Origin of the sequence: Neorhizobium sp. LjRoot104 (assembly GCF_964253725.1) — a bacterium.
Taxonomy (GTDB): Bacteria; Pseudomonadota; Alphaproteobacteria; order Rhizobiales; family Rhizobiaceae; genus Neorhizobium.
This window is the reverse complement of the sequence record NZ_CAXURS020000002.1, coordinates 1192201-1213817: the sequence shown is the minus strand read 5'-3', so window position 1 is coordinate 1213817 and position 21617 is coordinate 1192201. Positions and strand designations below refer to the sequence as shown.

Sequence of the window (21617 nt, the reverse complement as noted above, 5' to 3'; positions counted from 1 at the left end):
CGATCCTCGTGGAAATTCTTGAAAACCCGCCGGAACTGGTCCTCAGGTGATGCTGACCGTCTTGGTGACCATATAGGCCTCGACGCCCTCGATCCCGACTTCCGAACCGTGGCCGCTCGCCTTCACCCCGCCGAACGGCGTTTCCGGCATGGAGATGTTGAAGGAGTTGATGCCGACCATTCCCGCTTCCAGCGCATCGGAAAGTTTTGCGATGGTCTTGTGCGAATTGGAGAAGGCATAGGCCGCAAGGCCGTAGGGCAGGTCGTTCGCCTTGGTGACCGCGTCGTCGAAATCCGAAAAACGGTTGAGCACGGCAACCGGGCCGAACGGCTCCTCGGTCATGATCCGCGCGTCGCTTGGCACATCGGAGAGAACCGTCGGGGCGAAGAAGAAACCTTCATTGTTGATGCGGTGGCCGCCGGCCAGAAGCTTGGCACCCTTGGAGGTCGCGTCCTGTACCAGCGCCTCGATCGCGTCGCGGCGGCGACCGTGGACCAGCGGACCCATGCCGGTTGCCGGATCGAGGCCGTCCCCGACCTTGATCTTCGAGGCGCGCTCGGCAAAACCGGCGCAGAAGGCCTCGTAGGATTTGTCCTGCACATAGAAGCGGGTCGGCGAGACGCAGACCTGACCGCCGTTGCGGTATTTGCGCTGAACCGACATGTCGAGCGCTGCCGTCTGGTCGGCATCGTCGAAGACGAGCACCGGCGCATGGCCGCCGAGTTCCATCGTCGTGCGCGTCAGGCTTTCCGAGGCGAGGCGGATAAGATGCTGGCCGACCGGGACCGAACCGGTGAATGAGATCTTGCGGATGACCGGCGAGGCGAGCAGGTGCCGCGAGATGAAGTCCGGCACGCCATAGACGACGGCGATGACGCCGGCCGGAACGCCCGCATCGAGAAGGCATTGGGCGACGGCTGCTGCCGATGCCGGGGCCTCTTCGCCGGGCTTGTAGATCATCGTGCAGCCGGCTGCGAGCGCCGAGCCCATCTTGCGGGCGGCATTGCCGACCGGGAAATTCCATGCCGAGAAACCCGCTGTCGGGCCGACCGGCTCCTTGACAACCTGGAAGCGGGTTTCGCCGATGCGGCCGGGAATGACGCGGCCGTAGGTGCGGCGGCCTTCCTCGGCGAACCACTCCATTTCTTCCGTGGCGAAATGCGTCTCCAGTCGGGCCTCGGCGATCGGCTTGCCCATTTCGAGCGTCGCGAGTGTGGCGATCTCTTCCTGCCGGTCGTGCATAAGCTGGGCGGCGCGCTTCAGGATACGACCGCGTTCGCGCGGGCTCGTCGCGCGCCACAGCGGAAAGGCGCGTTTGGCAGCCTCGAGCGCCTGGTCGAGATCTTGCGCCGTCGCATGCGGCACCATGCCGATCGCCTTTTCGGTGGCCGGATTGATGAGGGGGTGCGTTTCGCGGGCGCCATTCTCCAGCCAGACGCCGTCGATCAGCAGCCGTGCGGAAACGTAAGCCTCGGACGAGGGGACGGAATTGGTCGCGATATTCATGGTGGTTTCCTCCGGCGTCATGAGACGAGTGCGGTTTACATTCGTCAATTTCGGGCTCTTCTCGAGCCCGGCTACCTCATCCCTCTCCAAGGAGATAAAGCAGGGACCCTGATATTGTCAATTACGACATTTCGCGCAGCCTCAGATAGCCACCGTACCGCCGTCGATCGGGATTACCGTTCCGGTCATGAAACTCGATGCCCTCGATGCCAAAAGCAGGGCAAGGCCCATGATCTCGTCCGGCTCGGCAATGCGGCCGAGCGGCACGGTGTCGGCGAAGGCCTTTTCCACCGCCGGTTCGCGGATGCGGCCGCCGGCGATATTGGTGCGGAAGGGGCCGGGGGCGATGCCGTTGACCAGCACGTTATAGGGCGCCAGTTCCCAGGAGGCCTGCTTGACGAGATTGACGACGGCGCCTTTGCTGGATGCATAGGCGTAGCCGGTCATCGGATCGGCGCGCAGGCCGGCGATCGAGGCGATCGCGACGATGCGGCCTTGTCTCTGCTTCTTCATATGCCTGGCGGCCGACTGGATTGCGACGAACGTGGCGGTGAGGTTCACGTCCATTACCTTGTTCCACAACTCGTCACTGACATTCTCGATCGCGCCGGCCTCGGTGCGGGAATTGGGGCCGCCGCTGATGCCGGCATTGGCAACGAGGATATCGAGGTGTCCGTGCTTTCCGGCGATACCGTCGATCGTCTCGCGCAGGGCCGTGCTATCGGAAACATCGACCTGATGGCTTTCGGCGGAAAAGCCCTGGCCGTTCAACCATTGAGCGGCGGCGGCCAGCGTCTCGGCATTGAGGTCGAGCAATGCCACATGCGCGCCGTTGGCGGCCAGCGTCTTGGTGATCGCAAGCCCAAGGCCGCTCGCCGCGCCCGTCACGATCGCTACCTGACCATGGAGATCAAACAGTTTTTCGGCCTGCATTTCTATCCTCCCTGCGAACCGGGCGAACATGATCCTCCCCACCCGGGCGGCGCTTACTTTGTATGCAATTATCGAAGATGCAAGTTAGAAATTTGCTATTATCAATCAAAATTTGACAGAATCATATTGACCCGCCTGCCAAGGTTATACAGATTGCCCCCAATACAGGCATTCGGGTGGGTGCAGAGGAGCGCTCGCCGTCCGTGATAACCGGCTCTTGGGAGGGGCGGAAACCGATGAGCTTTGCCGAAAGCACGCAAACGATAAACGGCTGCAAAGTCCGGTTCATGCGGAAAGGAACTGGTGCGCCGCTCCTGTTCCTGCATGGCACGAGCGGCGCCTCGCGCTGGCTGCCATTCATGGACAAGCTCTCCGAAACCCATGAGGTCATTGTGCCGGAACATCCAGGTTTCGGCGCCTCCGACAGTCCCGAATGGCTCGACAATATTTCGGACCTCGCCTTCTTTTATCTGGATGTCATCGACCATCTCGGTCTTGAGAAGGTCAACCTTGTCGGCACGTCGATCGGCGGCTGGCTGGCGGCCGAGATCGCCATCCGCAATGCGACCAAGCTCAGTTCCCTGACCGTCGTGGCACCTGCCGGGATCCGGGTGAAGGGCGTGCACAAGGGGGACGTCTTCATGTGGAACCCGGAAGAGACTGCACGCAACCTCTTCCACGACCAGTCGTTTGCGGAAGCGATGCTGGCGGTTCCGCAGACCAGGGAGGGGATGGAAATTCTGCTGAAGAACAAGCTGACCTCGGCCAAGCTCGCGTGGGAGCCGCGTTTCCTCAATCCCGACCTCCACAAGTGGCTGCATCGCATTCCGGCGCCGACGCTGATCGTCTGGGGGGACGACGACAAGGCAATGCCGGTCGGTTATGGTCCGGCATGGCGCGACCTCATTCCCAATTCGCGGCTCGAGATCATCGAGAACTGCGGACATCTGCCGCAGATCGAGAAGGCCGACCGTTTCGTCGAACTCGTCAATGGCTTCATCGGGGAGGTTACGCGATGAAATTCTACTTCATGCACCTGATGCCCTATGCGGATCTGGATCTGTCCTATGACGAGAAGCACAATTCCGCCTGGGTCACCCTGCCGAACAGCTACTACGACCCGAAGAAGGGCCATCAGCTCTACAACCGCTATCTGGACGAGCTTGAATATGCCGACCAGCTCGGTTTCGACGGCATCTGCGTCAACGAGCACCATTCGAACGCTTATGGCCTGATGCCGATCCCCGGCGTCATGGCCGGCGCTCTCGCCCGCCGCACCAAGAACGTCAAGATCGCCATTCTCGGCCGTGCCCTGCCGCTTCTCAACAACCCGCTCACCGTCGCCGAAGAATTCGCGATGGTCGATAACATCACCGGCGGCCGCCTGATCGCCGGCATGGTGCGCGGCATCGGCGCCGAATACCATTCCTGGGGCGTTAACCCGGCGTTTTCGCACGAGCGTTTCCAGGAAGCCCACGACCTCATCCTGCAGGCCTGGACGCAACCCGGCCCGAGCGTCTTCGAGGGCAAGCACTACAATTTCGAATATGTGAACGTCTGGCCGCGGGTCTACCAGGACAACCCGCATCCGCCGATCTGGATCCCCAGCCAGGGGTCGAGCGAGACGATCGAATGGGCCGCGCATCCGGATCGCAAGTACACCTATCTCCAAACCTTCGCCTCGGTTTCGACCGTCGCCCGCTACATGAAGATGTATAAGGACGTCGCTGCCGGCTACGGCTACGAGGCGACCGAGGACCAGCTCGGCTGGTCGCTGCCGCTCTACGTCGCCGAGACCGACGAGATCGCCCGGAGGGAAGCCAAGGAGCATATCGAGGCCTTCCTACAGAAGTTCCTGCGCATGCCGATGGAAATGCTTCTGCCGCCCGGCTACACCTCGGCGAAGTCGATGGTGGGCGCGATGTCGGCCAAGGCCGGTCATTCGATGAAGCAGACGATCGACAGTGTCATCGAAGAGGGCAAGTTCATCTGCGGCAGCCCGGCGACGGTGCGCGAGAAGCTGGAAGAATACCAGGCCCAGATCGGTTTCGGCCATCTGCTGACGCTTCTGCAGTTCGGTACACTGCCGGCCGAGCTAACCCGCAAGAACATGGAGATCTACTCCAAGGAGGTCATGCCGTATCTGCGCAGCGTGACCGCCAGGCGGGCGGCATGAGGGGGATGTCGATTTGATGATTTTGGTAAGGCTATGAAGCCTTTGGGCGTAGCCATATCACCCAAGGTTCATCTTGATGTGCGATCACTATTGTCGTCATTTGAGCCGCAGGACCGCACTATTGTCACCCCCCAGTCGCTGCGGTCTTAGCGGCCGGCGCCCCAAAAGCCGGCCGCTCCCCTCGGGGCTATACCCCTTGTGCTAGGTCTTTTGGACGAATTGAGGACTTTGCAGTGGAGAGTACAATGGTGTTCTCCTAAGTCGAGCGTAGAAGAGGTTACGTCTTAGGAGAGGCCCGCGCAGGGGGAAAAGGCGCGGGCCTTTTTATTTTGCAGCACAGCATCAAAAAGTTGGTGCTATTTTTGAAATTCCATGCATGTTCGCCGCGGGCTGGGGCGAGACATGATTCCAAAAAACAACGATGGGTGCTCGGATGGTCTTCCGATTGGAGACGATTATTCCGAGTTTACCGATGGCGAACTCGAAGAGCTCGCTTTTGTGCTGATCCAGGCGCTGACCATTCCGCCACCGTCGGCCTGTTCCAGGTCGGGCGTTGCAGAGCCTGCCCCGCCACCGCCATCGGAATGAAGGGAAAGGCCTCCAGCCATGGCGGCCTCTTCGAGATCGGGGATGTCGATTTTCACCATCTCCGGCATCTCCTCGGCGGCCCGATTCTCTCGCCGACCGCCGATAGTCTGGTGTTTCCCCGCAACGCCTGTATTAGGAGGCTTCCAACACACGACGACGAGATAGGCCAATGCTTCCCTGGATCCAGCTTGACAGCGCAACCATTCCCGGAGAGGGCGGCGAGCTGCGCCTGAAGCAGCGCGGGTCCGAATTTTCGATCATGCTCGGCTCGACCGAGCTGATGAACAGCCGGCTGAGCGGTTCGGAAGAGGCGCTGGCGACGCTCTCCTGCGAGCGGATTGCCGGCCGGACAAATACTCATATGCTGATCGGCGGTCTCGGCATGGGATTTACCCTGCGGGCCGCCCTGAGCGCTCTGCCGGGCGATACCAGGGTCACCGTCGCGGAACTGGTTCCGGCCGTGGTGGACTGGGCGCGCGGGCCGATGGCTGATTTTCACAAGGGCACGCTCGACGATCCGCGTGTCGATATTCATGTCGGCGACGTCGGCGCGCTGATCCGGTCGCGCAACGCCGCTTACGATGCCATCCTGCTCGATGTCGACAACGGCCCCGACGGGCTGACGCGGGCCTCCAACGATGGCCTCTACAACCACGCCGGTCTTCGAGCCGCCAAGGCTGCGTTGCGCGACAACGGCGTCCTAGCCGTCTGGTCGTCGGCGCCGGATGCCGCCTTCACCCGCCGGCTGCGGGACGTGGGATTTACCGCCGAGGAGATTTATGTGCGCGCCAACGGCAAGCGGGGCGGGCGACACGTCCTGTGGATGGCCACCAATCGGTAGCAGTCGGCAACTGCCGGTCCGCGGGAGCCTAAAGAAAGCGGAGCTGCCGCACTCATTTCGCTCCGTCTTCATGCGCCAGCGAGCCCGAAGCGGTCGGCAGCAGCGAGAAGAGATGGGCGTTCATCGCCGCCTGCGCCCATTCGGGATTGCGGGCTCTCAGCGCGGCGAGGATTTCCCGGTGCTGGGCATGGGTGCGGCGGGTGCGAACCTCGACCGGCTCCGAATAACGGTTGAAGATCGAAGCCGGCAGTTCCAGCGAGGAGGCGAGGATCTTTTCGAGCCTCGGGCTTTCGGCGGCGGCGGCGATCACTGCGTGGAATTCGGCGTTGAGCTTGTCGAACCCTTCGAGATGCTCGTTCCAGCCGAGTTCCTCGAACTGGGTCTCCATCACCCGTTCCAGATCCTGAAGCCGCTGCAGGTCGGCTTCCGAAATGCGAATGGCGGCGCGGCTGGTCGCATGGCCTTCGAGAATGGCGCGCAGGCGAAAGATCTCGATCGCGTCGTCGAGAGAGAAATCCGCGACGATCCCTCGTCGATAGCGTTCCAGCACGACGAGGCCCTCGGCATTCAGACGGTTCAAAGCCTCCCGGATCGGCGTGCGGGAAACGCCGATTGCAGCGGCGAGCTGGTTTTCGAGCAGCTTGTCGCCAGAACGCATCTCGCCGGTGAGGATCAGGTGCCGGATGCGATGATAGGCGGTTTCGACGGCGCTCTGCGTCGCCACGTCCTTGGCTCCGTCTCTGGTTGTCTCGTTCGTCAAGCCGCCACCCGTTCCTCTCATGATGATCCGGGAGATTACGATAAACTTTCCCCTGAGGCCAATCGTCAAGAAGTGTATACCAGATGATCTATAAATGCTTCTGGATGGCGATACGTTCTTGACTTTCGATATAAAGGTATACAAATATTCCTCAGGAGGCCTGATAAGGCAATCGGCTGCGGCCGAAGGAGGAGACCGCCATGACGCAGACCCGCAAACCCTTTGTCGTCGGTATCGGTGGGACCCAGCGCCCCGGCTCGAGTTCCGAACTCGCCCTGCGCTACTGCCTCGTGGCTGCCGAAAATGCCGGCGCGGAAATCGACCTCATCTGCGGACCCGAACTCGAACTGCCGCTCTTCGACCCGGGCGTGACGCACCGCACTCCGGCCGCCCTTCGCCTGCTCCAGTCGCTTCGCCGCGCCGACGGCATCATCATCGCGACGCCGAGCTATCACGGCGGCATGTCCGGCACGATCAAGAATGCCATCGACTATACGGAAGACATGCGGGGCGACGTCCGCTCCTATTTTGACGGCCGTGCCGTCGGCTGCATCGTCTGCGCCGCCGGCGATCAGGCGCTCGGCGCAACGCTGATCGGCCTGCGCTCGGTCGTGCATGCCTTGCGCGGCTGGCCGACCCCTTATGCGGCAACCATCAAGTCCAACGAGAAACCTTTCGTCGACGGCAAACCGGCCCGCCGCGAGGTTGCGCAGCCGCTCGAAATCGTCGCTTCTCAAGTCGTCAGCTTTGCTGAAATGGCGATCGCCAGCCGGATCGACGATGTCGCGCCGCGCCTCGTCGCCAGCAACTGATCCCATTTCCAATCGTCATCGTCGGATCCGTTTTGCCTTCATCCGGCGACGGTCTCAGCGGAGCTTTCCATGAAGTTCAACTTCTTCCACCTGATGCCCTATCCGGACTACGACAAGCTGCCGCATGAATGGCCGGTCAGCACGCACGGGATAGACAGCACCCGCATCCAGGCGCTCTACAACGAATATATCGACGAGATGGTCGATGCCGAGAACTACGGTTTCGACTGGGTGGGCTGCAACGAGCACCATTTCAGCCCATACGGCCTGATGTCGAACCCGAACCTGATCGCCGGCGCGCTTGCCCGTCAGACCTCCAAAGCGAAGATAGCGATCGTCGGCAACCTTCTGCCGCTTTTGAACCCGGTCCGCGTCGCCGAAGAATATGCGATGATCGACGTGATGTCGGGCGGCCGCCTGATCGCCGGCTTCCTGCGGGGCATCCCGCACGAATACATTGCCTACAACATCCCGCCGAGTGAATCCCGCAGCCGGCTGCGGGAAGCGACCGAGCTGATCATCAAGTGCTGGACCGAGGACGAACCGTTCGGTTGGGAAGGCGAGCACTATCAATTCCCGGCGGTCTCCATCTGGCCGAAGCCGATCCAGAAGCCGCATCCGCGCATCCTGATGTCCGCCAGCAACGCGGAATCGGCCGAGTTCGTCGCCAAGATGCGCGCCATCATGGGCATCACGCTGATCCAGGACCTGTCGATCGCCAAGGCTGCGGTCGAGAATTTCAAAAAGACCGCCCGCTCCTACGGCTGGGAGCCGACACCGGACGACATCCTAGTCGGCCAGCAGATCTGCATCGCCGACACGGACGAGGAGGCAAGGCACCACATGGCCGCCGCCCAGACCTATTTCCACCAGACGCTGATGCGCCCGCAGCGCTCCGCCCAGCAGCTCGTTCTAGGGCAGAGCCGCTACTACACCGAGGCCGATGCCGGCGAGAACTTCCAGAAGCGCCTCGCCACGCTGCGCGGCCGCACGGTGGAAGAGCAGATCGAGGCTGGTTCGATCATCTGCGGCAGCCCGCAATCGGTGATCAGGCAGATCAAGCGCCTGCGCCAGGAACTGGATTGCGGCCTGCTGAACCTGACGATCAAGGTCGGCAACATGCCGGGAAGCGTCGTGCGCCGCGGCATGGAACTGTTCCGCGACCGCATCGCCCCCGAAGTCGCCGGCCTGTAAGAGGAGTTTGATCCATGGCCTTTGAATTGAAGACGATCGAGCTTTCCCGCGGCAAGCTCTCCTATCATGTCGGCGGCGCCGGCACGCCGGTCGTCTACCTGCATGCCGCCGGCGGCGTGATGCTGACCGAGCCGCTGAAGTCGCTGACCGGTAGCCACACGGTCTATGCGCCGATCTGCCCCGGCTTCGACGGCACGGAGGGCAACGACAGCCTGAAGACGGTGCAGGACTGGGTGGCCATGGTCGCCGAGTTCGCCGAAAAGCTGGTTGGCCCGCGTTTCGACGTGATCGGTTCGTCCTTCGGCAGCTGGTCGGCTTTGTGGCTTGCCGCCGAACATCCGAAAATGGTCGATCACCTGATCCTCGGAGTGCCGGCCGGCTTCCGCTTCGGGGGCAGGGGTGGTCTCCCCGCCGATCCGGAAGAGCGTTTCAAGGCGCTCTACGCCCATCCGCAGAAGATCAGGTCGGTGCCGAAATCGCCTGATGTCATGGCCATTAACGGCAAAACCTACGAGCGCCTCGCCAATGATGTTCAGGTTGACGAGGCACTCAGTGCGCGCCTGCCCTCGATCGAGGCGGTCACGCTGATCCTGCTCGGCACCGAAGACAAGGTCGTGCCGGCGGAGGCAGGCGCGCACCTGAAGCGCAACATCCCGACATCGCAGCGCGCCTTCATCTTTGATGCCGCCCATTCGATCGAGGTCGATCAGCCGGAGCGCACGCTGCGGCTCTGGTCCGATTTCCTGAAGCGCGGCCCCGGCTATGTGCTCAATCAGGGGCCAGAGGCCGCCTGAGACGTAAATCCCTTCCCAGGGAAGCTTGGCCCAGACCTCGGTTTGGGCCTTTTTTCTTGTGGGACCCTTCGGTTTCCCCCATTCCGTGGGCTCGCCCGTCGTCAAAAGGAAAGGCTTGCGAAGCCAATTTCCGCAATTATGAGTTTTCAACATTGACGGATATAATGTGTCTATTATGAATTGATTTGCGTTTCGCTCCAGGAAGGCCCAAGAGCCGCATGCGGAATGCCATCGTCCGGGATATGTGGGACGATGTGAATGGGAGGAATGGCATGATCGGTGAAGACGTCAGGCGCAAGGAAGACAACCGGTTGATCACCGGCCAGGGCCAGTATGCCGACGACCTCCAATTCGAGAACACAGCTTATGCCGCCTTCGTCCGCTCGCCGCATGCACATGCAATCATCCGCAGTATCGACACTTCGGTTGCCCGCGACATGCCGGGCGTGCTGGCCGTCCTGACCGGCAAGGATATCGTTGCAGCCGGCATCGCGCCTATCCCGCACGCGATCGGCAGTTCGCAATTCGGCTCCGACATCCGCATCAAGAACCGCGATGGTTCCGAGCGCGCCCGCACCCAGCACCAGGCGCTGCCGACAGACAGGGCCCGCTTTGTCGGCGAGGCGGTCGCCATGGTCGTCGCTGAAAGCACCAATCTCGCCAAGGATGCCGCGGAAGCGATCGAGATCGACTGGGAGGAGCTGCCCTCCGTGGTGCGCGGCGTCGATGCGCTGGAAGAGGGCGCGCCGCAGCTTTGGGACCAAGTGCCCGGCAACAAGGCGATGGACGGCGAAGTCGGCGATAAGGCCGGCACCGCAGAGGCCTTCGCCAAGGCGGCGCATGTTCTCGAATTCACGAGCTGGGCTCAGCGCGTCACCGGCGTCCACATGGAGCCACGTTCCTCCTCAGCCGAATACGATCCGGAGACCGGCAAGTTCACCATCCACGCCTCGGGCGGCCACGGCGTCGTGATGATGCGAGAACAGATCGCGGCGTCTCTCGGCGTCGACATGGCCTTCGTGCGCGTTGTTGCGCCCCGCGATGTCGGCGGCAATTTCGGCACCCGCAACGCCACCTATCCGGAATTCGTGCTGCTCCCCTATGCGGCCAAGCTCACCGGCCGGCCCGTCAAACACCAAGCGGAACGCATCGAGGCGTTCTTGTCCGATTTCCAGGGCCGCGACCTGCATGTCAAGGCCAGGCTTGCGCTCGATGAAAACGGCAGGTTCCTCGCCTTCCATTCGGTCAATACCAGTAATATCGGCGCCCACACCGTCTCTTACACGCCCCTCAACAAGGGCATCCAGCTGATGACCAGCCTCTACCGCGTGCCGGTCGCGCATGTGGAATTTCGCGCGGCGATATCGAACACCGTGCCGACCATCCCCTATCGCAGCGCCGGGCGTCCGGAAGCCATGTACATCATCGAGCGGATGATCGACCTTGCCGCCCGCAAGTTCGGTTTCGACAGGGTGGAGCTGCGCCGCATCAACATGATCCCCGATGATGCTTCGCCCTATTCCAACCCGATGGGCGTCACCTACGACAATGGCGACTATATCGGCTGCATGGACAAGGTGCTGGACATGGCCGACTGGACGGGTTTCGAGGCGCGCCGCGCTGAAGCCCGCAAGCGCGGCATGTATCGCGGCATCGGCCTGTCCAACTATATCGAGGGCACCAGCGGCGTGCCGCGAGAGCGCGCCGAGATTACCGTCGATCCGACCGCCGGCATTGTCGATGTTGTGATCGGCACCCAGAATACCGGCCAGGGCCACGAGACCGCGTTCGCCCAGCTGGTCGGCTCCTTCCTCGGCGTTTCCCACGAGGTGGTGCAGATCCGCGCCAGCGATACGGATTTCGTCTCGGCCGGTGGCGGTTCGCATTCCGGCCGCTCGCTGCGTTTCGCCAGCATCGTCATGCACAAGGCGACCGCCGAGATCATCGAGCGCGGCCGCAGGATCGCCGCCTTCATGCTCAATGTCGTGCCGGAAGAGATCGACTTCACCGATGGCCATTTTCGCGCCCGCGGGTCGAACGGCGTAGTCAGCCTGTTCGAGGCGGCCCAGGCTGCCGAAAACGATCTCGGCCTGCCGGACGAGCTGCGGGGCGTGCTTGCGGCGGTGTCCGACGAGACCACCCATGGGCTTGCCTATCCCTACGGGGCCGCGGTCTGCGAAATCGAAATCGACCCGGAAACCGGTTTCTTCCATATCCCGCGTTATTCGACGGTCGATGACGTCGGCAAGGCGCTGAACCCGATGATCGTCGATGGCCAGACCCATGGCGGCATCGTCCAGGGCGCCGGCCAGGCGCTGTTCGAGTGGTCGCATTACGACCAAGAGACCGGCCAGAACCTGTCGGCCACTTTCATGGACTATCAGGTGGCGCGTGCTTCCGATTTCCCGAGCTTCGACACCCATATCAGCGAAGTGCCGGCGAAAAGCCATCCGCTCGGTTTCCGTCCGGGCGGCGAGGGTGGTACGACACCGTCGCTCGGCGTGACGATCAACTCCATCACCGATGCGCTCGCCGATCTCGGCGTCACCCATATCGAAATGCCGGCAACGCCCTCCCGTATCTGGGAAGCGATCCGGGCGGCAAAAGCCAAACAAGAAGCATGAGGAAAAAGTCTTGTCCGAAGTCCTGATCAACACCCGGGGGAATGTTCTCGAGATCACCCTCAACCGTCCCGACAAGGGCAATGCGCTGACCCCTGAGATGGCGCAGGCGATCACCGTCGCGCTGAAATCGCTTTCGCCGGACACCCGCGTTGTGCTGATGAACGCCAAGGGCGGTGACTTCTGCACCGGCCGCAGCGCCGCCATGCCGGCCGCGGGCAGCCGTGCGACCGCGCTCGATCTGCGCACCGCGATCTCGGATCCGGTCCTTGATTTCTATGAGGTGCTGCGCGAAATCCCGGTTCCGTTCATCACCGCCATCCGCGGCAGGGCAGCCGGCGTCGGCTGCGCCATCGCGGCCCTTGCGGACGTGGCGATCGCCGCCGAAAGCGCCACCTTCCAGGTGCCGGAAATGAACCACGACATCGCCCCGACCCTGGTCCTCAACGCGCTCGCCGACCGGGTCTCCCGCGCCACGCTTGCCCGCATGGTTCTCACCCGCGACGTGATCCCCGCAACGGAAGCAAAAATGCTCGGCATCGTCGGTATCACGGTCGCAGACGCCGGCATCGACGCGGAAGTGGAACGCATCGTCGGCCAGCTTGAAAAGAATTCGGTCCCCACCGTGCGCGGCATCAAGGCCTTCCTCTCGATGAGCCCGGAGACCTCTTTCGCATCGCGCAAGGAACTGGCCGCACTGATCAACTGCGTCGCGACGGCGGAGAAATTTCGCTGAGCTGGATCAGCGGTAGATTAGCGTCTGCCCCAGCGGCTCCTGTCCGTGAGAGGTACGCAAATCAATAGCAGGCCGCAGCGCCATGTCTTAGAAGCCATCATCACGAAATCAGGCATGCTGCCTGACACTGTCGGGCGTTTTCCCCGTCCAGCTCCTGAAAGCCCGATAAAAGGAATTCGGTTCGTCAAAGCCCAGGAGGAATGAAATCTCCGACGCGGGCAGGGCGGTCTTTTCAAGATAGTGCCGCGCCAGTGCTTCCCGCGTCTCCTTCAGAATCTGCTGGAAGCTCGTCCCCTCTGCTTCGATCCGGCGCTGAAGCGTGCGCTTGCTCACCGCCAGTTTGTTGGCGACGGCCTCCATGGTTGTCAGGCCGCTCGGGATGGCTTCGTGAAGTGCCGCCCGGACCCGTTTGGCGACGCTCACCGATGCGTCGAGATCTGCCAGGCGCTGGCGCAGGTCGGGCTCGAACGCCGCCCAAAGAGGCTCGTTCGACGTCAGGAATGGGCGGAAAGCATCGGATCTTGCAAACCGGACCATATGACCAGTACCGCGGCGGAGACGAGCGCCGAGGAAATCCTCATACGGAGCGAGCGGCGACGGCAGGTCTGTCGTCGTGACTTCGATCGGAGAGATGGCCTCGCGAGTGCCGGTTCGGGCAAGGGTGACACAAAAGAGCAGCTCCATTGTCACCAGCGATACGGGCGGCGACAGCGGCGCGTCAAGCCAGGCGAATTCGATGGTCAGCGTGTCGCGATCGTCGCGCACTTCCATCTGCATCGGGCCGATCAGCTTTTTATACTTGGCGACGCGCTGCGCTGCCACCTGCAGATTGGGACTGCACAGCGCCGCAAACAGCGGCGGCGAGAAGGATTCGGCGCGAACGGCTTCGCAGACCCGAATGGGAAAAAGCGGGTCGCCCTTCTCCTGTTCGGCGCTGTCCCACAGGCGATAATAATCCTCCGGTACAAGCCGCACCGAAGGCTGGTGCAACAAATCGTCCGGCAGGCCGGCACGGCGCAGCACATTCGCCGAACCAACGCCGAGATCCGCGAGCAATGTGCGCCACGTCGTGTCGAGAGCATAGGTGAGCGTCTGCATGAGGAACCTTAGAATCCAGTCGTGCCGGTTGTCTATCGCCCCGCGCACGGAATGGCGCGGGGCGATAGGAGATGGTCAAAGCCCGAACTGCGCTTTCATACCGCCAAAGAAGGTCGCGTCGTCGGATGCAGCCCGGCTTCCGAGGATCTGGATCGAGTCTGCGCCGGCCGCGTAGCGAAGCTGGTCGGTTCCGTCAGTGGCGGCGCCGTAGATCACTTCGGCCACAAGCTCCGGCTCAGAGGCACTCTCCATCATCGGGCCGAAGAAGCGGAACAGCGACTGCACGAGCGGCTGGTATTCGGTCAAGCTCTCATCATTGCTCATGTCGAACGAGCGGCCGCTGAAGTCGGTCCTGATGCCACCCGGCTCGATCACCTTGACGGTGATACCGAGCGGCGCGAGTTCGTATTGCATCGACTCCGACAGGCCTTCCACGGCGAATTTCGTGCCGTGATAAAGCGTGCCGAGCGGGAAGGCCATCCGGCCGCCGATCGACGAGATGTTGACGATGATCCCGCTGCGGTTGGCGCGGAAATGAGGTAGCAAGGCCTGCGTCGTCGCCAGCAGGCCGAGGACGTTGACATCGAACTGACGGCGGATTTTTTCCAGAGGCGTCGCCTCGAGCGGACCATATGCGCCATAACCCGCGTTGTTCACCAGGGCGTCGATGCGCCCGAATCTGGCGATCCCGGCATCGGTTGCCGAGCGGATCGAGGACACGTCCTCAACGTCGAGGCGGGCGACCAGCATGTTATCGAGCTGCGTGAGCTCGGTTTCCCGCTCCGGCGTGCGCATTGTGGCGATGACATTCCAGCCCTTCTCATGGAAGAGCTTGGCGGTGGCGCGTCCGAGGCCGCTGGAAGTGCCGGTGATGAGGATGGTTTTGGTCATGGGTTTCTCTCCTTCGTGTTGATGAACACAAAGGTATGGGCAGACCGCGCCACGCGCACTGGCGAGAGATGCCAATCGACTATCGGATCGCGCCAGGGCGCCGCTGCCTCAAAACGACAGCCCCTCGGTGACCAGAGGAGCCAGCGCCTCCGTGGCGGCCGGTGAGATCTGCACGATCGCCCGTGCATCGAGATCGAACACGACAGCGACGGATTGCATCGCGCCGAACACCCGGCCGGTGAACGGATCGACCATCCAGAAGATCAGCGACATGACCCGCTGGTCGGTCTTCTTCAGCCCGCCCCAGATCTCGAAACAGTCACCGACGCGCGGGGTCTCGCCATAGAGAATGCGGAATTCCAGCACCGCTCCGCCGACCTTGCCGGGCGGCGTTTCGGCGTGCTTGCTGACGATTTCGCGGATCGGGCCGGTGAGCTGCTTCACCCCGCCGCCGACCGCGCCGATAAACTTCTGCGGGCCGAGGCGGTTGAAGGCGTCGCAGGCTTCCCGTTCGATCAGGCTCATCGCGGTGCGCTTCAGGCCGAGCGCAACCGCCCGGTCGCGGGAGGCGCTGATCGCCACAGCTTCGTCACCGGTGCCGCGGGCGAGAGCTTCCTTGGGGGCCTCGACCAGCGAAGTGGCGGCCTTTTCGCGGAAAGTCGTGGGCCAGGGGCGGGGCGTCTTCAGGTCAGCCGTATCGACATGGGTCAGCCGCACCCTGAAGCTCGCGGCAAGCTGGCCGGAATGGCTGTTGTGCAGCATGAGAACCGCAAACGCCGTCGTCTCGCCGATGTCGAGGAAACCTGCGGTCATGTGCAGCGAGGTGCCCGCATGGGCCTCGCGATGGAAGCGGATATGATGCTCGTTGTAGGCGATCGTCGTGGCGGACGAGGGCGAGAGGAGGCCGGGCAAGCCGTTGAGACCGAACAGAACCGCGAGGCCCTCGTTGGCGCGGGCTACATAATATTGCGTGTTCCAGTGGGCGTTCTCATCAACTTCCCACTGGCGCACGCTGCCGCGCCAAACTTCATGCATTTCGCCTTGCTGTGCACTCACGCCGGCTCCTCCTTGAGAACGATACGTCCCTTGACCGCACCTTTGGACAACCGGTTCATCGCGTCGTTGATTGATGATTTCGGCACCGCCTCATAGGGAATGGCATCGAGTTTTCCGCTTTTGGCGAGCTCCACCAGCTCGCGCAGTTCCTGTAGCGTGCCGGTGATGCTGCCGATCAGGCTGAGGCCCCCCTGTGCCATGCGCATGGTCGGGACGGTGATCTGGCCGCCGAACATGCCGACCATGATGATGCGGCCGCCGCGTGCCAGCGCCGGGAAGCAAAAGGCCGCCGTCTGGCTGTTGTTGACGAAATCGATGATGGTGCGCACCGGCCGCCCGACCGCATCGACGATCGTTTTCGTCACGTCGTCGCTGGTCGAAAGCACCGTTCTGTGGGCGCCGGCATTCGCGGCGATCTTCAGCTTCTCTTCGGAAACGTCGGCGACGACGATGTTTTGGTGCCCGAGCGCCTTGAGGATGACGATCCCGCTGAGGCCCAGCCCGCCGGCGCCAACCACAACGACCGCCTCGTCAGGCCTGACCGGCATCGCCTTCCTGATTGCCGAATAGGCGGTGAGGCCCGAGCAGGCGTAGGTGGCGGCAAGTGCCGGGTCGAGGTCACCGATGTCGATGAGATAGCGGCTGTCCGGCACCACCACATGGCTGCCGAAGCCGCCGGGCCTGCGCATCCCGAGCGGTCGGCCCTGCATGCAGAGGTTCTCCTGTCCGGCGCGGCAGGTGTCGCATTCGCCGCAGCCGAGCCACGGATAGACGAGCCTGACATCGCCGACCTTGACGTCCATGGCTTCAGGTCCGACAGCGGTGACGGTGCCGAGGATTTCATGGCCGAGGGTGAGCGGGCGTTTCATGCCGATACTGTCGATCGACACCTTTTTGTCGCCCATGTCGAAAATGCCCTTCCACAGGGTCAGGTCCGAATGGCAGAGCCCGCAATGGGATACCGAAACGACGACTTCGCTGCCGGTGGGTTCAGGGGTCACCTCTTCGACCTCCCGCAGCACCTCCGATGCCTCGAATACCTTCCATGACCGCATGTCCTGCTCCTCCCAGATGCATGGAAATACGTATCAGGTCGCCTGTTATGTGGCAATCGGGGAAATGGCAGCTGGCCTGAGTTGATGGCAACGGCTTATCCCAACCGCTGCCGTCATCCTCGGGCTCGACCCGAGGATCCATTATCCGCACAGCCAGCCTCGTCGTCCTCGGGTCGAGCCCGAGGATGACGACGGAGAGGGAGGGTAACCGGGGATAGGTTGGAATGGCTCTCCATGAAGGAAGGGAGAATTACGGCAGCAGTGGGTATCTGTATCAAGCTCCGGCTACTCCGCCTTTTCCTGCCCCTCGATCGCGGCTTCGGCGCCGGCGATCGCCTTGTCGAGCAACTCCAGAAAAACCTGCCGTTCCTCCACGGAGAGAAACCGCAGCAGATCGGCCTCGTGCTGCGGCGTCGAACTCTCCACTAGGGCTGCGGCATCGAGCCCGGCCCTGGTGAGCCGCAGTTCGTAGACGCGGCCGTCATCGGCGGCGCGGTCGCGTTCGACGAGTTTGTGTTTGACGAGCGGTGCGAGCGTCTGGACCAGCGTCGGCGGCTCGATGCGCAGTCGGCGGGCGAGCGCGATCTGGCTGATGCCGGGATACCGGCGGATCAGGAGCAGCACGCCGCCCTGGACGGGAGTGACCGCGAGCGAGCGGGCGCGGAACCAGTTCTGCCAATGGCTGCCGAACAGCGCCTGCAGGCGCCGGATTCGGATGCCGACGACACCGTCGAGAAGAACGGCGCGGCCGTCCTTCTCTTCGGATGTGTTCGGCTCGGAACTCATGTCTTGTCCCAGTTGCCGTAGACCTTCACGTCCATCGAGCCGATGCCTTCGAACGTGCCGTGCAGGACGTCGCCGGGGGCGATCGGGGCGACGCCTTCCGGTGTGCCGGTCATGATGATGTCGCCCGGATAGAGCGTATAGGCCTTGCTGGCGAATTCGATCAGCTTCTGGACGTTGAAGATCAACATGCTGGTGTTCGATTTCTGGCGGCTCTCGCCACCGATCGTCAGTTCGAAATCGAGATTGTTCGGGTTCGGGATCTCGTCCGCGGTCACCACATAGGGGCCGAGCACGCTGAACGTATCGAGCGACTTGCGGTAGCTGCGCTCTTCCGGGCCGCGAATGGTGATGTCGTAACAGATCGCGTAACCGGCGATGTAGTCGAGCGCATCGGCCTCCGACACGCGAAACGCCTTCCTGCCGATGATAACGGCGAGTTCGATCTCGTGGTCGGTGCGGCGGTCGGCCCAGTCGACGACGACGCCTTCCGACGGGCCGATCAGCGAGCTTGTCGCCTTCAGGAACACGCCGGCCTCGGCGATCGGCTTGATCTTCATGCCGTGATGCAGCTGGTCGCTGTCCAGCACTTCGTCGAGATGGAGCCGGTAGTTGACCGGCGCGCCGACGATCTTGCCGGGATTGGCGATCGGGCTCAGCAGCGCGACATCCGACAGAGGCTTCGAAGGCGCGGTCTTTGCCATTTCTTCCATGACGGGGCGCAACTCAGCGAAATGCGCCATGAACTGGTCGCCATGCGGGAAGGGGTAACGGTAGTTGGGCAGGCGGTCGAGGACGCTGGTGACGTCCTTCACCTGATCGCCGACGACCACGCCGAGACGATTATCGTCATAGCGGCAAAAACGCATGATCTCTCTCCCTGATCCTGGTGTTCGCTCAGACGCGGGTGCGGTCTTCGCGGAAATAACCAAGCTTCTCCTGGGCCACGCGGTCGGAGAAGCAGAATACGACGACGTCCTCGTTCGCCTTGAACGAGCGCCATGACCAGCCGGGCACGACGATCACGTCCTTGGGGCCGAAGTCGAAGGTTTTTGCGCCGATCGTGATCGAGCCGGTGCCTTCGGCGATGCACATGACGATATGGTCCGTGGAGCGGATTTTTGCCGTTTCCATGCCCTTCGGGAAATGACTGAGCCAGGCGGACATGGTGGGCATCGTCCAGCCTCCGTCGAGCGGGTTGGAGTATCGCAGCGTCGTGCCGATATGGGCGTCAATTTCTTCGCCACGCGAGGCGCGATAGAGGGCTTCGCGGCTGCGCTCATAGGGATAGTTGAAGATCGGCGTCGTCTGGCCATAGGGGCTCGTGCCGCCGATCGGCAGCATGCCGGAACCGAAACGGGCAAGCGAGTCGCCTTCCGGCCGCAGCAGTTCCTGTTCGGTGTCGTTGGAATCCTCGCGGAACACCGCTTCGAAGAAGGCGATCATCGGCACGTCGAGACCGTCCAGCCAGGCGGCCGGGTCGGAACCGTCATTGCCGTGGTCGTGCCAAGCCCATACGGGTGTGATGACGAAATCGCCGAACGCCATGCGCGTGCGCTCGCCGCCGACGGTCGTATAGGCGCCCGAACCCTCCAGCATGAAGCGCAGCGCCGAAGGCGTATGGCGATGGGCGGGCGCCACTTCGCCCGGCATGATGATCTGGATGCCGGCATAGAGCGTCGATGTGGCGCGCGACTGGGCCGGGAAGGCGGGGTTTTCGAGGATCAGCACCCGGCGCTCGGCCTCTTCGGCGGTCAACAGGCTGCCGGATTCGAGGATCAGCGGGCGGATATCGTCATAACGCCAGCGATGCGCCTGCGCCTTGGAGGTCGGCTCCGGCGGCAACATGCCCTTCATGACTTCCCAGAGGGGCGCCATGTTGTGGGGCTTGATCCGCGTGTAAAACTCCTCCCGTTTCGCAACGGTGGCCGCATCGATCTCGTGCATGAAATCCTCCTCCTCGGCTCCTCCAGCCACAGATCGTAAGGTATACTAATTATTTTGAGGAGGTCAATTGAGAGCGCGAGACGTAGCGGGGGCTTTCTCAATCGCACCAACCGAAAGCGCCACTACTTTCCCATCAATTTTATAAAGTCGTCCATGTACGAGGCCGTAATCTCTTCGATCTCACCGGCGTATTGCAGCGTATGGGCCATGAAACTTAGCACAGATTCTTGGACCCACTGCGGAGCTTTCTCACTCGAGTAAAGAATGAGCGTATCGTTGATCGCTTTTTTTAGGTGCTGAGAGTCGACACTCGGAATATCGATCTCCTGTTCGACACGCTGAAGATCTTTGCTTCCCATCATTGTCAGCAAAAACCTTAATTCTATCTCACCCCTCGTCTGGAGGTTTGGCGAATTGACGTCTATTGCCTTCCATGTGTTGACATTCAGTTGGGTGCTCTGCGCAAATCCCTTCACCTTTTTCCGCACTCTCAGTGCGAGTTGGAATGTGGAGCGGGTTTGCAAACCGACAGCGCGTCTGTGCTGGCGGTCGGTATCACGAATTTGCTTCGCCAAGAGCAGAATGCTTGGGATCGCAAAGTAAGCGCCCAGAGCATCGATCCATTCGCGTACGCCGTTAGCGGTCCATCCGCAAATCCAGTTGAAGATCGTTCCGCTGTAAACTGTCACCCAAATTAAGCTGGCGGCCACACCGGCCCCAACCATGAACATTATGCCCGATCGTTTCATCTTCTCCCCTCGGCCGCCGCCGAGATTGTAGTTCTGAAAGATCGAGCTGAACAGCGAGTAGCAACCTTACCCCCAGAGCTGGGCAACGCCGTCGGGGCGTGTTCGTGGTTACCCTGCCCGAAATGACGTGTGGCGCATTAAATGTTGTCTAATACGCTTCTGCTACCGCCCCGCGGTACTTTTCGGCCGCGTCGGCTTCGACGCCGCGGGAGATTTGACGTCACCGTCGCCCTTCGCCGCCCGTCCGGGTGCACCGAGCCGTTCCGACAGCCGGTGCGCTGCGGCCAGCAATGCGTCGATGGTCGGCTTTTTGCGGGGGCCGGCGAGCTGTTTGTCGGAGCCGAGCACGGTCATGGTCGCGACGATCCGGCCGCTATAGTCGAAGACCGGCGCGGCGATGGCGGCGAAGCTCGAATTGATGCTGTTGACCGTCATCGCATAGCCTTGGTGGCGCACGGTCTCGATGATCTTCTGGATGTCCTTGGTGGTGGTGACGCGCGGCGAGAGCAAGGCGGTGTCGTCGGACGCACCCCGCTTGGCTGCAGCGATCTCGTCCTGCCGCACCGCCATGGTCTCGCTTTCGTTGAGATAGGTGAGGAAGACCTGGCCGGTTGCCGAGGTCAGAAGCGGCAGCACGTAACCGAGGCGCACGGCAAGCGATCCCTGCCGCTCGCCATCGACCTTGGAAACGATGCCCGGCCCGCGGTCGCCCCAGAGCGAAAGATAGGTTGCGAAACCGGCGGTGCGCTGCAGGGCCGCAAGCTCCTCACGCGCGAACTCGACCACATCGAGCTGGCGGATGGCGGACAGGCCGAGCTGGATCGCGAAACGGCCAAGCCCGTAGTGACCCGTGACGGGGTCCTGGAAGGCGACGCCTTCCTTGACGAAACTGACGAGGTAGAGATGCGCCTTGCTGGGCGGCATGCCGGCTGCGGCGGCGATATCGCGCAGGGGCAGCGGGCCGTTGGCCGCCTCCATGGCGCGGATGACCTGGAAGCCGACCTCGATCGATTGAATGCGGCGCTGGGTCCATTCCTCCGGCGCCTTGGCCTTATCTGACGGCATCCTAAATCCCCT

At 62.3% G+C, this 21617-nt stretch carries 21 protein-coding genes; 8 read left to right on the top strand and 13 right to left on the bottom strand.

Annotation, left to right across the window (positions count from 1 at the left end; all coding sequences use genetic code 11):
• Positions 1-42: 42 nt before the first annotated feature.
• Complete coding sequence (locus ACSQ8R_RS27860; RefSeq protein ID WP_436256577.1) at positions 43-1506, bottom strand: NAD-dependent succinate-semialdehyde dehydrogenase; 1464 nt, start codon at positions 1504-1506, stop codon at positions 43-45.
• Between the two features lie 141 nt (positions 1507-1647).
• Positions 1648-2439: an SDR family NAD(P)-dependent oxidoreductase gene (locus ACSQ8R_RS27855; protein ID WP_436256576.1), complete on the bottom strand. Its 792-nt coding sequence runs from the start codon at positions 2437-2439 to the stop codon at positions 1648-1650.
• Positions 2440-2726: 287 nt separating this feature from the next.
• Here ACSQ8R_RS27855 and ACSQ8R_RS27850 point away from each other — a divergent pair, with 287 nt between their 5' ends.
• Together ACSQ8R_RS27850 and ACSQ8R_RS27845 are read left to right on the top strand one after the other, a co-directional pair.
• Entirely contained in the window at positions 2727-3458 is a 732-nt protein-coding gene (locus tag ACSQ8R_RS27850) for an alpha/beta fold hydrolase (RefSeq protein WP_436256575.1), read from the top strand.
• Complete coding sequence (locus ACSQ8R_RS27845) at positions 3455-4615, top strand: LLM class flavin-dependent oxidoreductase (protein WP_436256574.1); 1161 nt, start codon at positions 3455-3457, stop codon at positions 4613-4615. Before ACSQ8R_RS27850 ends, ACSQ8R_RS27845 begins: the two co-directional genes overlap by 4 nt.
• Positions 4616-5070: 455 nt before the next feature.
• On the opposite strand, the gene ACSQ8R_RS27840 is transcribed toward ACSQ8R_RS27845, so the two are convergent.
• Entirely contained in the window at positions 5071-5373 is a 303-nt protein-coding gene (locus tag ACSQ8R_RS27840) for a hypothetical protein (RefSeq protein ID WP_436256573.1), read from the bottom strand.
• Here ACSQ8R_RS27840 and ACSQ8R_RS27835 point away from each other — a divergent pair.
• Positions 5373-6044, top strand: a complete 672-nt coding sequence (locus tag ACSQ8R_RS27835) for a spermidine synthase (protein ID WP_436256572.1) — start codon at positions 5373-5375, stop codon at positions 6042-6044. The genes ACSQ8R_RS27840 and ACSQ8R_RS27835 overlap by 1 nt on opposite strands.
• 52 nt (positions 6045-6096) lie before the next feature.
• On the opposite strand, the gene ACSQ8R_RS27830 is transcribed toward ACSQ8R_RS27835, so the two are convergent.
• Complete coding sequence (locus ACSQ8R_RS27830; RefSeq protein ID WP_436256571.1) at positions 6097-6804, bottom strand: GntR family transcriptional regulator; 708 nt, start codon at positions 6802-6804, stop codon at positions 6097-6099.
• A 200-nt stretch (positions 6805-7004) separates the two neighbouring features.
• Between ACSQ8R_RS27830 and ACSQ8R_RS27825 the strand changes: the two genes are divergently transcribed.
• The 5 genes from ACSQ8R_RS27825 to ACSQ8R_RS27805 all read left to right on the top strand — a co-directional run bounded on the left by ACSQ8R_RS27825 (position 7005) and on the right by ACSQ8R_RS27805 (position 12961).
• A complete protein-coding gene (locus tag ACSQ8R_RS27825) occupies positions 7005-7616 on the top strand; it encodes an NADPH-dependent FMN reductase (RefSeq protein WP_436256570.1) in 612 nt (203 codons plus the stop codon).
• Between the two features lie 69 nt (positions 7617-7685).
• Positions 7686-8810: an LLM class flavin-dependent oxidoreductase gene (locus ACSQ8R_RS27820; RefSeq protein ID WP_436256569.1), complete on the top strand. Its 1125-nt coding sequence runs from the start codon at positions 7686-7688 to the stop codon at positions 8808-8810.
• Between the two features lie 14 nt (positions 8811-8824).
• Complete coding sequence (locus tag ACSQ8R_RS27815) at positions 8825-9604, top strand: alpha/beta fold hydrolase (protein WP_436256568.1); 780 nt, start codon at positions 8825-8827, stop codon at positions 9602-9604.
• A gap of 272 nt (positions 9605-9876) precedes the next feature.
• A complete protein-coding gene (locus ACSQ8R_RS27810; RefSeq protein WP_436256567.1) occupies positions 9877-12228 on the top strand; it encodes a xanthine dehydrogenase family protein molybdopterin-binding subunit in 2352 nt (783 codons plus the stop codon).
• Between the two features lie 10 nt (positions 12229-12238).
• Positions 12239-12961 (top strand): enoyl-CoA hydratase/isomerase family protein, encoded by a 723-nt coding sequence (locus tag ACSQ8R_RS27805; protein WP_436256566.1) that lies wholly within the window; start codon positions 12239-12241, stop codon positions 12959-12961.
• Positions 12962-13069: 108 nt separating this feature from the next.
• Here the strand turns inward: ACSQ8R_RS27805 and ACSQ8R_RS27800 are convergent, their stop codons facing one another.
• The 9 genes from ACSQ8R_RS27800 to ACSQ8R_RS27760 form a co-directional block, all read right to left on the bottom strand.
• Positions 13070-14059: an AraC family transcriptional regulator ligand-binding domain-containing protein gene (locus ACSQ8R_RS27800; protein ID WP_436256565.1), complete on the bottom strand. Its 990-nt coding sequence runs from the start codon at positions 14057-14059 to the stop codon at positions 13070-13072.
• A 75-nt stretch (positions 14060-14134) separates the two neighbouring features.
• Positions 14135-14950, bottom strand: coding sequence for an SDR family oxidoreductase (locus ACSQ8R_RS27795; RefSeq protein ID WP_436256564.1), 816 nt, complete (start codon positions 14948-14950; stop codon positions 14135-14137).
• Between the two features lie 108 nt (positions 14951-15058).
• Positions 15059-16006 (bottom strand): thioesterase family protein, encoded by a 948-nt coding sequence (locus tag ACSQ8R_RS27790; protein ID WP_436256563.1) that lies wholly within the window; start codon positions 16004-16006, stop codon positions 15059-15061.
• Positions 16003-17061 carry an alcohol dehydrogenase gene (locus ACSQ8R_RS27785; RefSeq protein WP_436256562.1) on the bottom strand — a complete coding sequence of 353 codons (1059 nt, stop codon included), beginning with the start codon at positions 17059-17061 and terminating at the stop codon, positions 16003-16005. Before ACSQ8R_RS27785 ends, ACSQ8R_RS27790 begins: the two co-directional genes overlap by 4 nt.
• Before the next feature lie 285 nt (positions 17062-17346).
• Entirely contained in the window at positions 17347-17847 is a 501-nt protein-coding gene (locus tag ACSQ8R_RS27780; protein WP_436256561.1) for a MarR family winged helix-turn-helix transcriptional regulator, read from the bottom strand.
• A complete protein-coding gene (locus tag ACSQ8R_RS27775) occupies positions 17844-18713 on the bottom strand; it encodes a fumarylacetoacetate hydrolase family protein (protein WP_436256560.1) in 870 nt (289 codons plus the stop codon). Before ACSQ8R_RS27775 ends, ACSQ8R_RS27780 begins: the two co-directional genes overlap by 4 nt.
• Before the next feature lie 28 nt (positions 18714-18741).
• Positions 18742-19791 carry a gentisate 1,2-dioxygenase gene (gtdA, locus tag ACSQ8R_RS27770; protein ID WP_436256559.1) on the bottom strand — a complete coding sequence of 350 codons (1050 nt, stop codon included), beginning with the start codon at positions 19789-19791 and terminating at the stop codon, positions 18742-18744.
• A 122-nt stretch (positions 19792-19913) separates the two neighbouring features.
• Positions 19914-20540 (bottom strand): hypothetical protein, encoded by a 627-nt coding sequence (locus tag ACSQ8R_RS27765; protein ID WP_436256558.1) that lies wholly within the window; start codon positions 20538-20540, stop codon positions 19914-19916.
• 162 nt (positions 20541-20702) lie between these two features.
• Complete coding sequence (locus tag ACSQ8R_RS27760) at positions 20703-21605, bottom strand: IclR family transcriptional regulator (protein WP_436256557.1); 903 nt, start codon at positions 21603-21605, stop codon at positions 20703-20705.
• Positions 21606-21617: the final 12 nt, after the last annotated feature.

Bases quoted from the DNA above. Each gene is read 5' to 3' on its own strand.
- ACSQ8R_RS27860 (WP_436256577.1), bottom strand. From the start codon at position 1,506: ATGAATATCGCGACCAATTCCGTCCCCTCGTCCGAGGCTTACGTTTCC.
- ACSQ8R_RS27810 (WP_436256567.1), top strand. From the start codon at position 9,877: ATGATCGGTGAAGACGTCAGGCGCAAGGAAGACAACCGGTTGATCACC.
- ACSQ8R_RS27795 (WP_436256564.1), bottom strand. From the start codon at position 14,950: ATGACCAAAACCATCCTCATCACCGGCACTTCCAGCGGCCTCGGACGC.
- ACSQ8R_RS27850 (WP_436256575.1), top strand. From the start codon at position 2,727: ATGCGGAAAGGAACTGGTGCGCCGCTCCTGTTCCTGCATGGCACGAGC.
- ACSQ8R_RS27785 (WP_436256562.1), bottom strand. From the start codon at position 17,061: ATGCGGTCATGGAAGGTATTCGAGGCATCGGAGGTGCTGCGGGAGGTC.
- ACSQ8R_RS27800 (WP_436256565.1), bottom strand. From the start codon at position 14,059: ATGCAGACGCTCACCTATGCTCTCGACACGACGTGGCGCACATTGCTC.
- ACSQ8R_RS27820 (WP_436256569.1), top strand. From the start codon at position 7,686: ATGAAGTTCAACTTCTTCCACCTGATGCCCTATCCGGACTACGACAAG.
- ACSQ8R_RS27775 (WP_436256560.1), bottom strand. From the start codon at position 18,713: ATGCGTTTTTGCCGCTATGACGATAATCGTCTCGGCGTGGTCGTCGGC.
- ACSQ8R_RS27765 (WP_436256558.1), bottom strand. From the start codon at position 20,540: ATGAAACGATCGGGCATAATGTTCATGGTTGGGGCCGGTGTGGCCGCC.
- ACSQ8R_RS27815 (WP_436256568.1), top strand. From the start codon at position 8,825: ATGGCCTTTGAATTGAAGACGATCGAGCTTTCCCGCGGCAAGCTCTCC.
- ACSQ8R_RS27825 (WP_436256570.1), top strand. From the start codon at position 7,005: ATGACGCAGACCCGCAAACCCTTTGTCGTCGGTATCGGTGGGACCCAG.
- ACSQ8R_RS27855 (WP_436256576.1), bottom strand. From the start codon at position 2,439: ATGCAGGCCGAAAAACTGTTTGATCTCCATGGTCAGGTAGCGATCGTG.
- ACSQ8R_RS27845 (WP_436256574.1), top strand. From the start codon at position 3,455: ATGAAATTCTACTTCATGCACCTGATGCCCTATGCGGATCTGGATCTG.
- ACSQ8R_RS27760 (WP_436256557.1), bottom strand. From the start codon at position 21,605: ATGCCGTCAGATAAGGCCAAGGCGCCGGAGGAATGGACCCAGCGCCGC.
- ACSQ8R_RS27835 (WP_436256572.1), top strand. From the start codon at position 5,373: ATGCTTCCCTGGATCCAGCTTGACAGCGCAACCATTCCCGGAGAGGGC.
- ACSQ8R_RS27780 (WP_436256561.1), bottom strand. From the start codon at position 17,847: ATGAGTTCCGAGCCGAACACATCCGAAGAGAAGGACGGCCGCGCCGTT.
- gtdA (WP_436256559.1), bottom strand. From the start codon at position 19,791: ATGCACGAGATCGATGCGGCCACCGTTGCGAAACGGGAGGAGTTTTAC.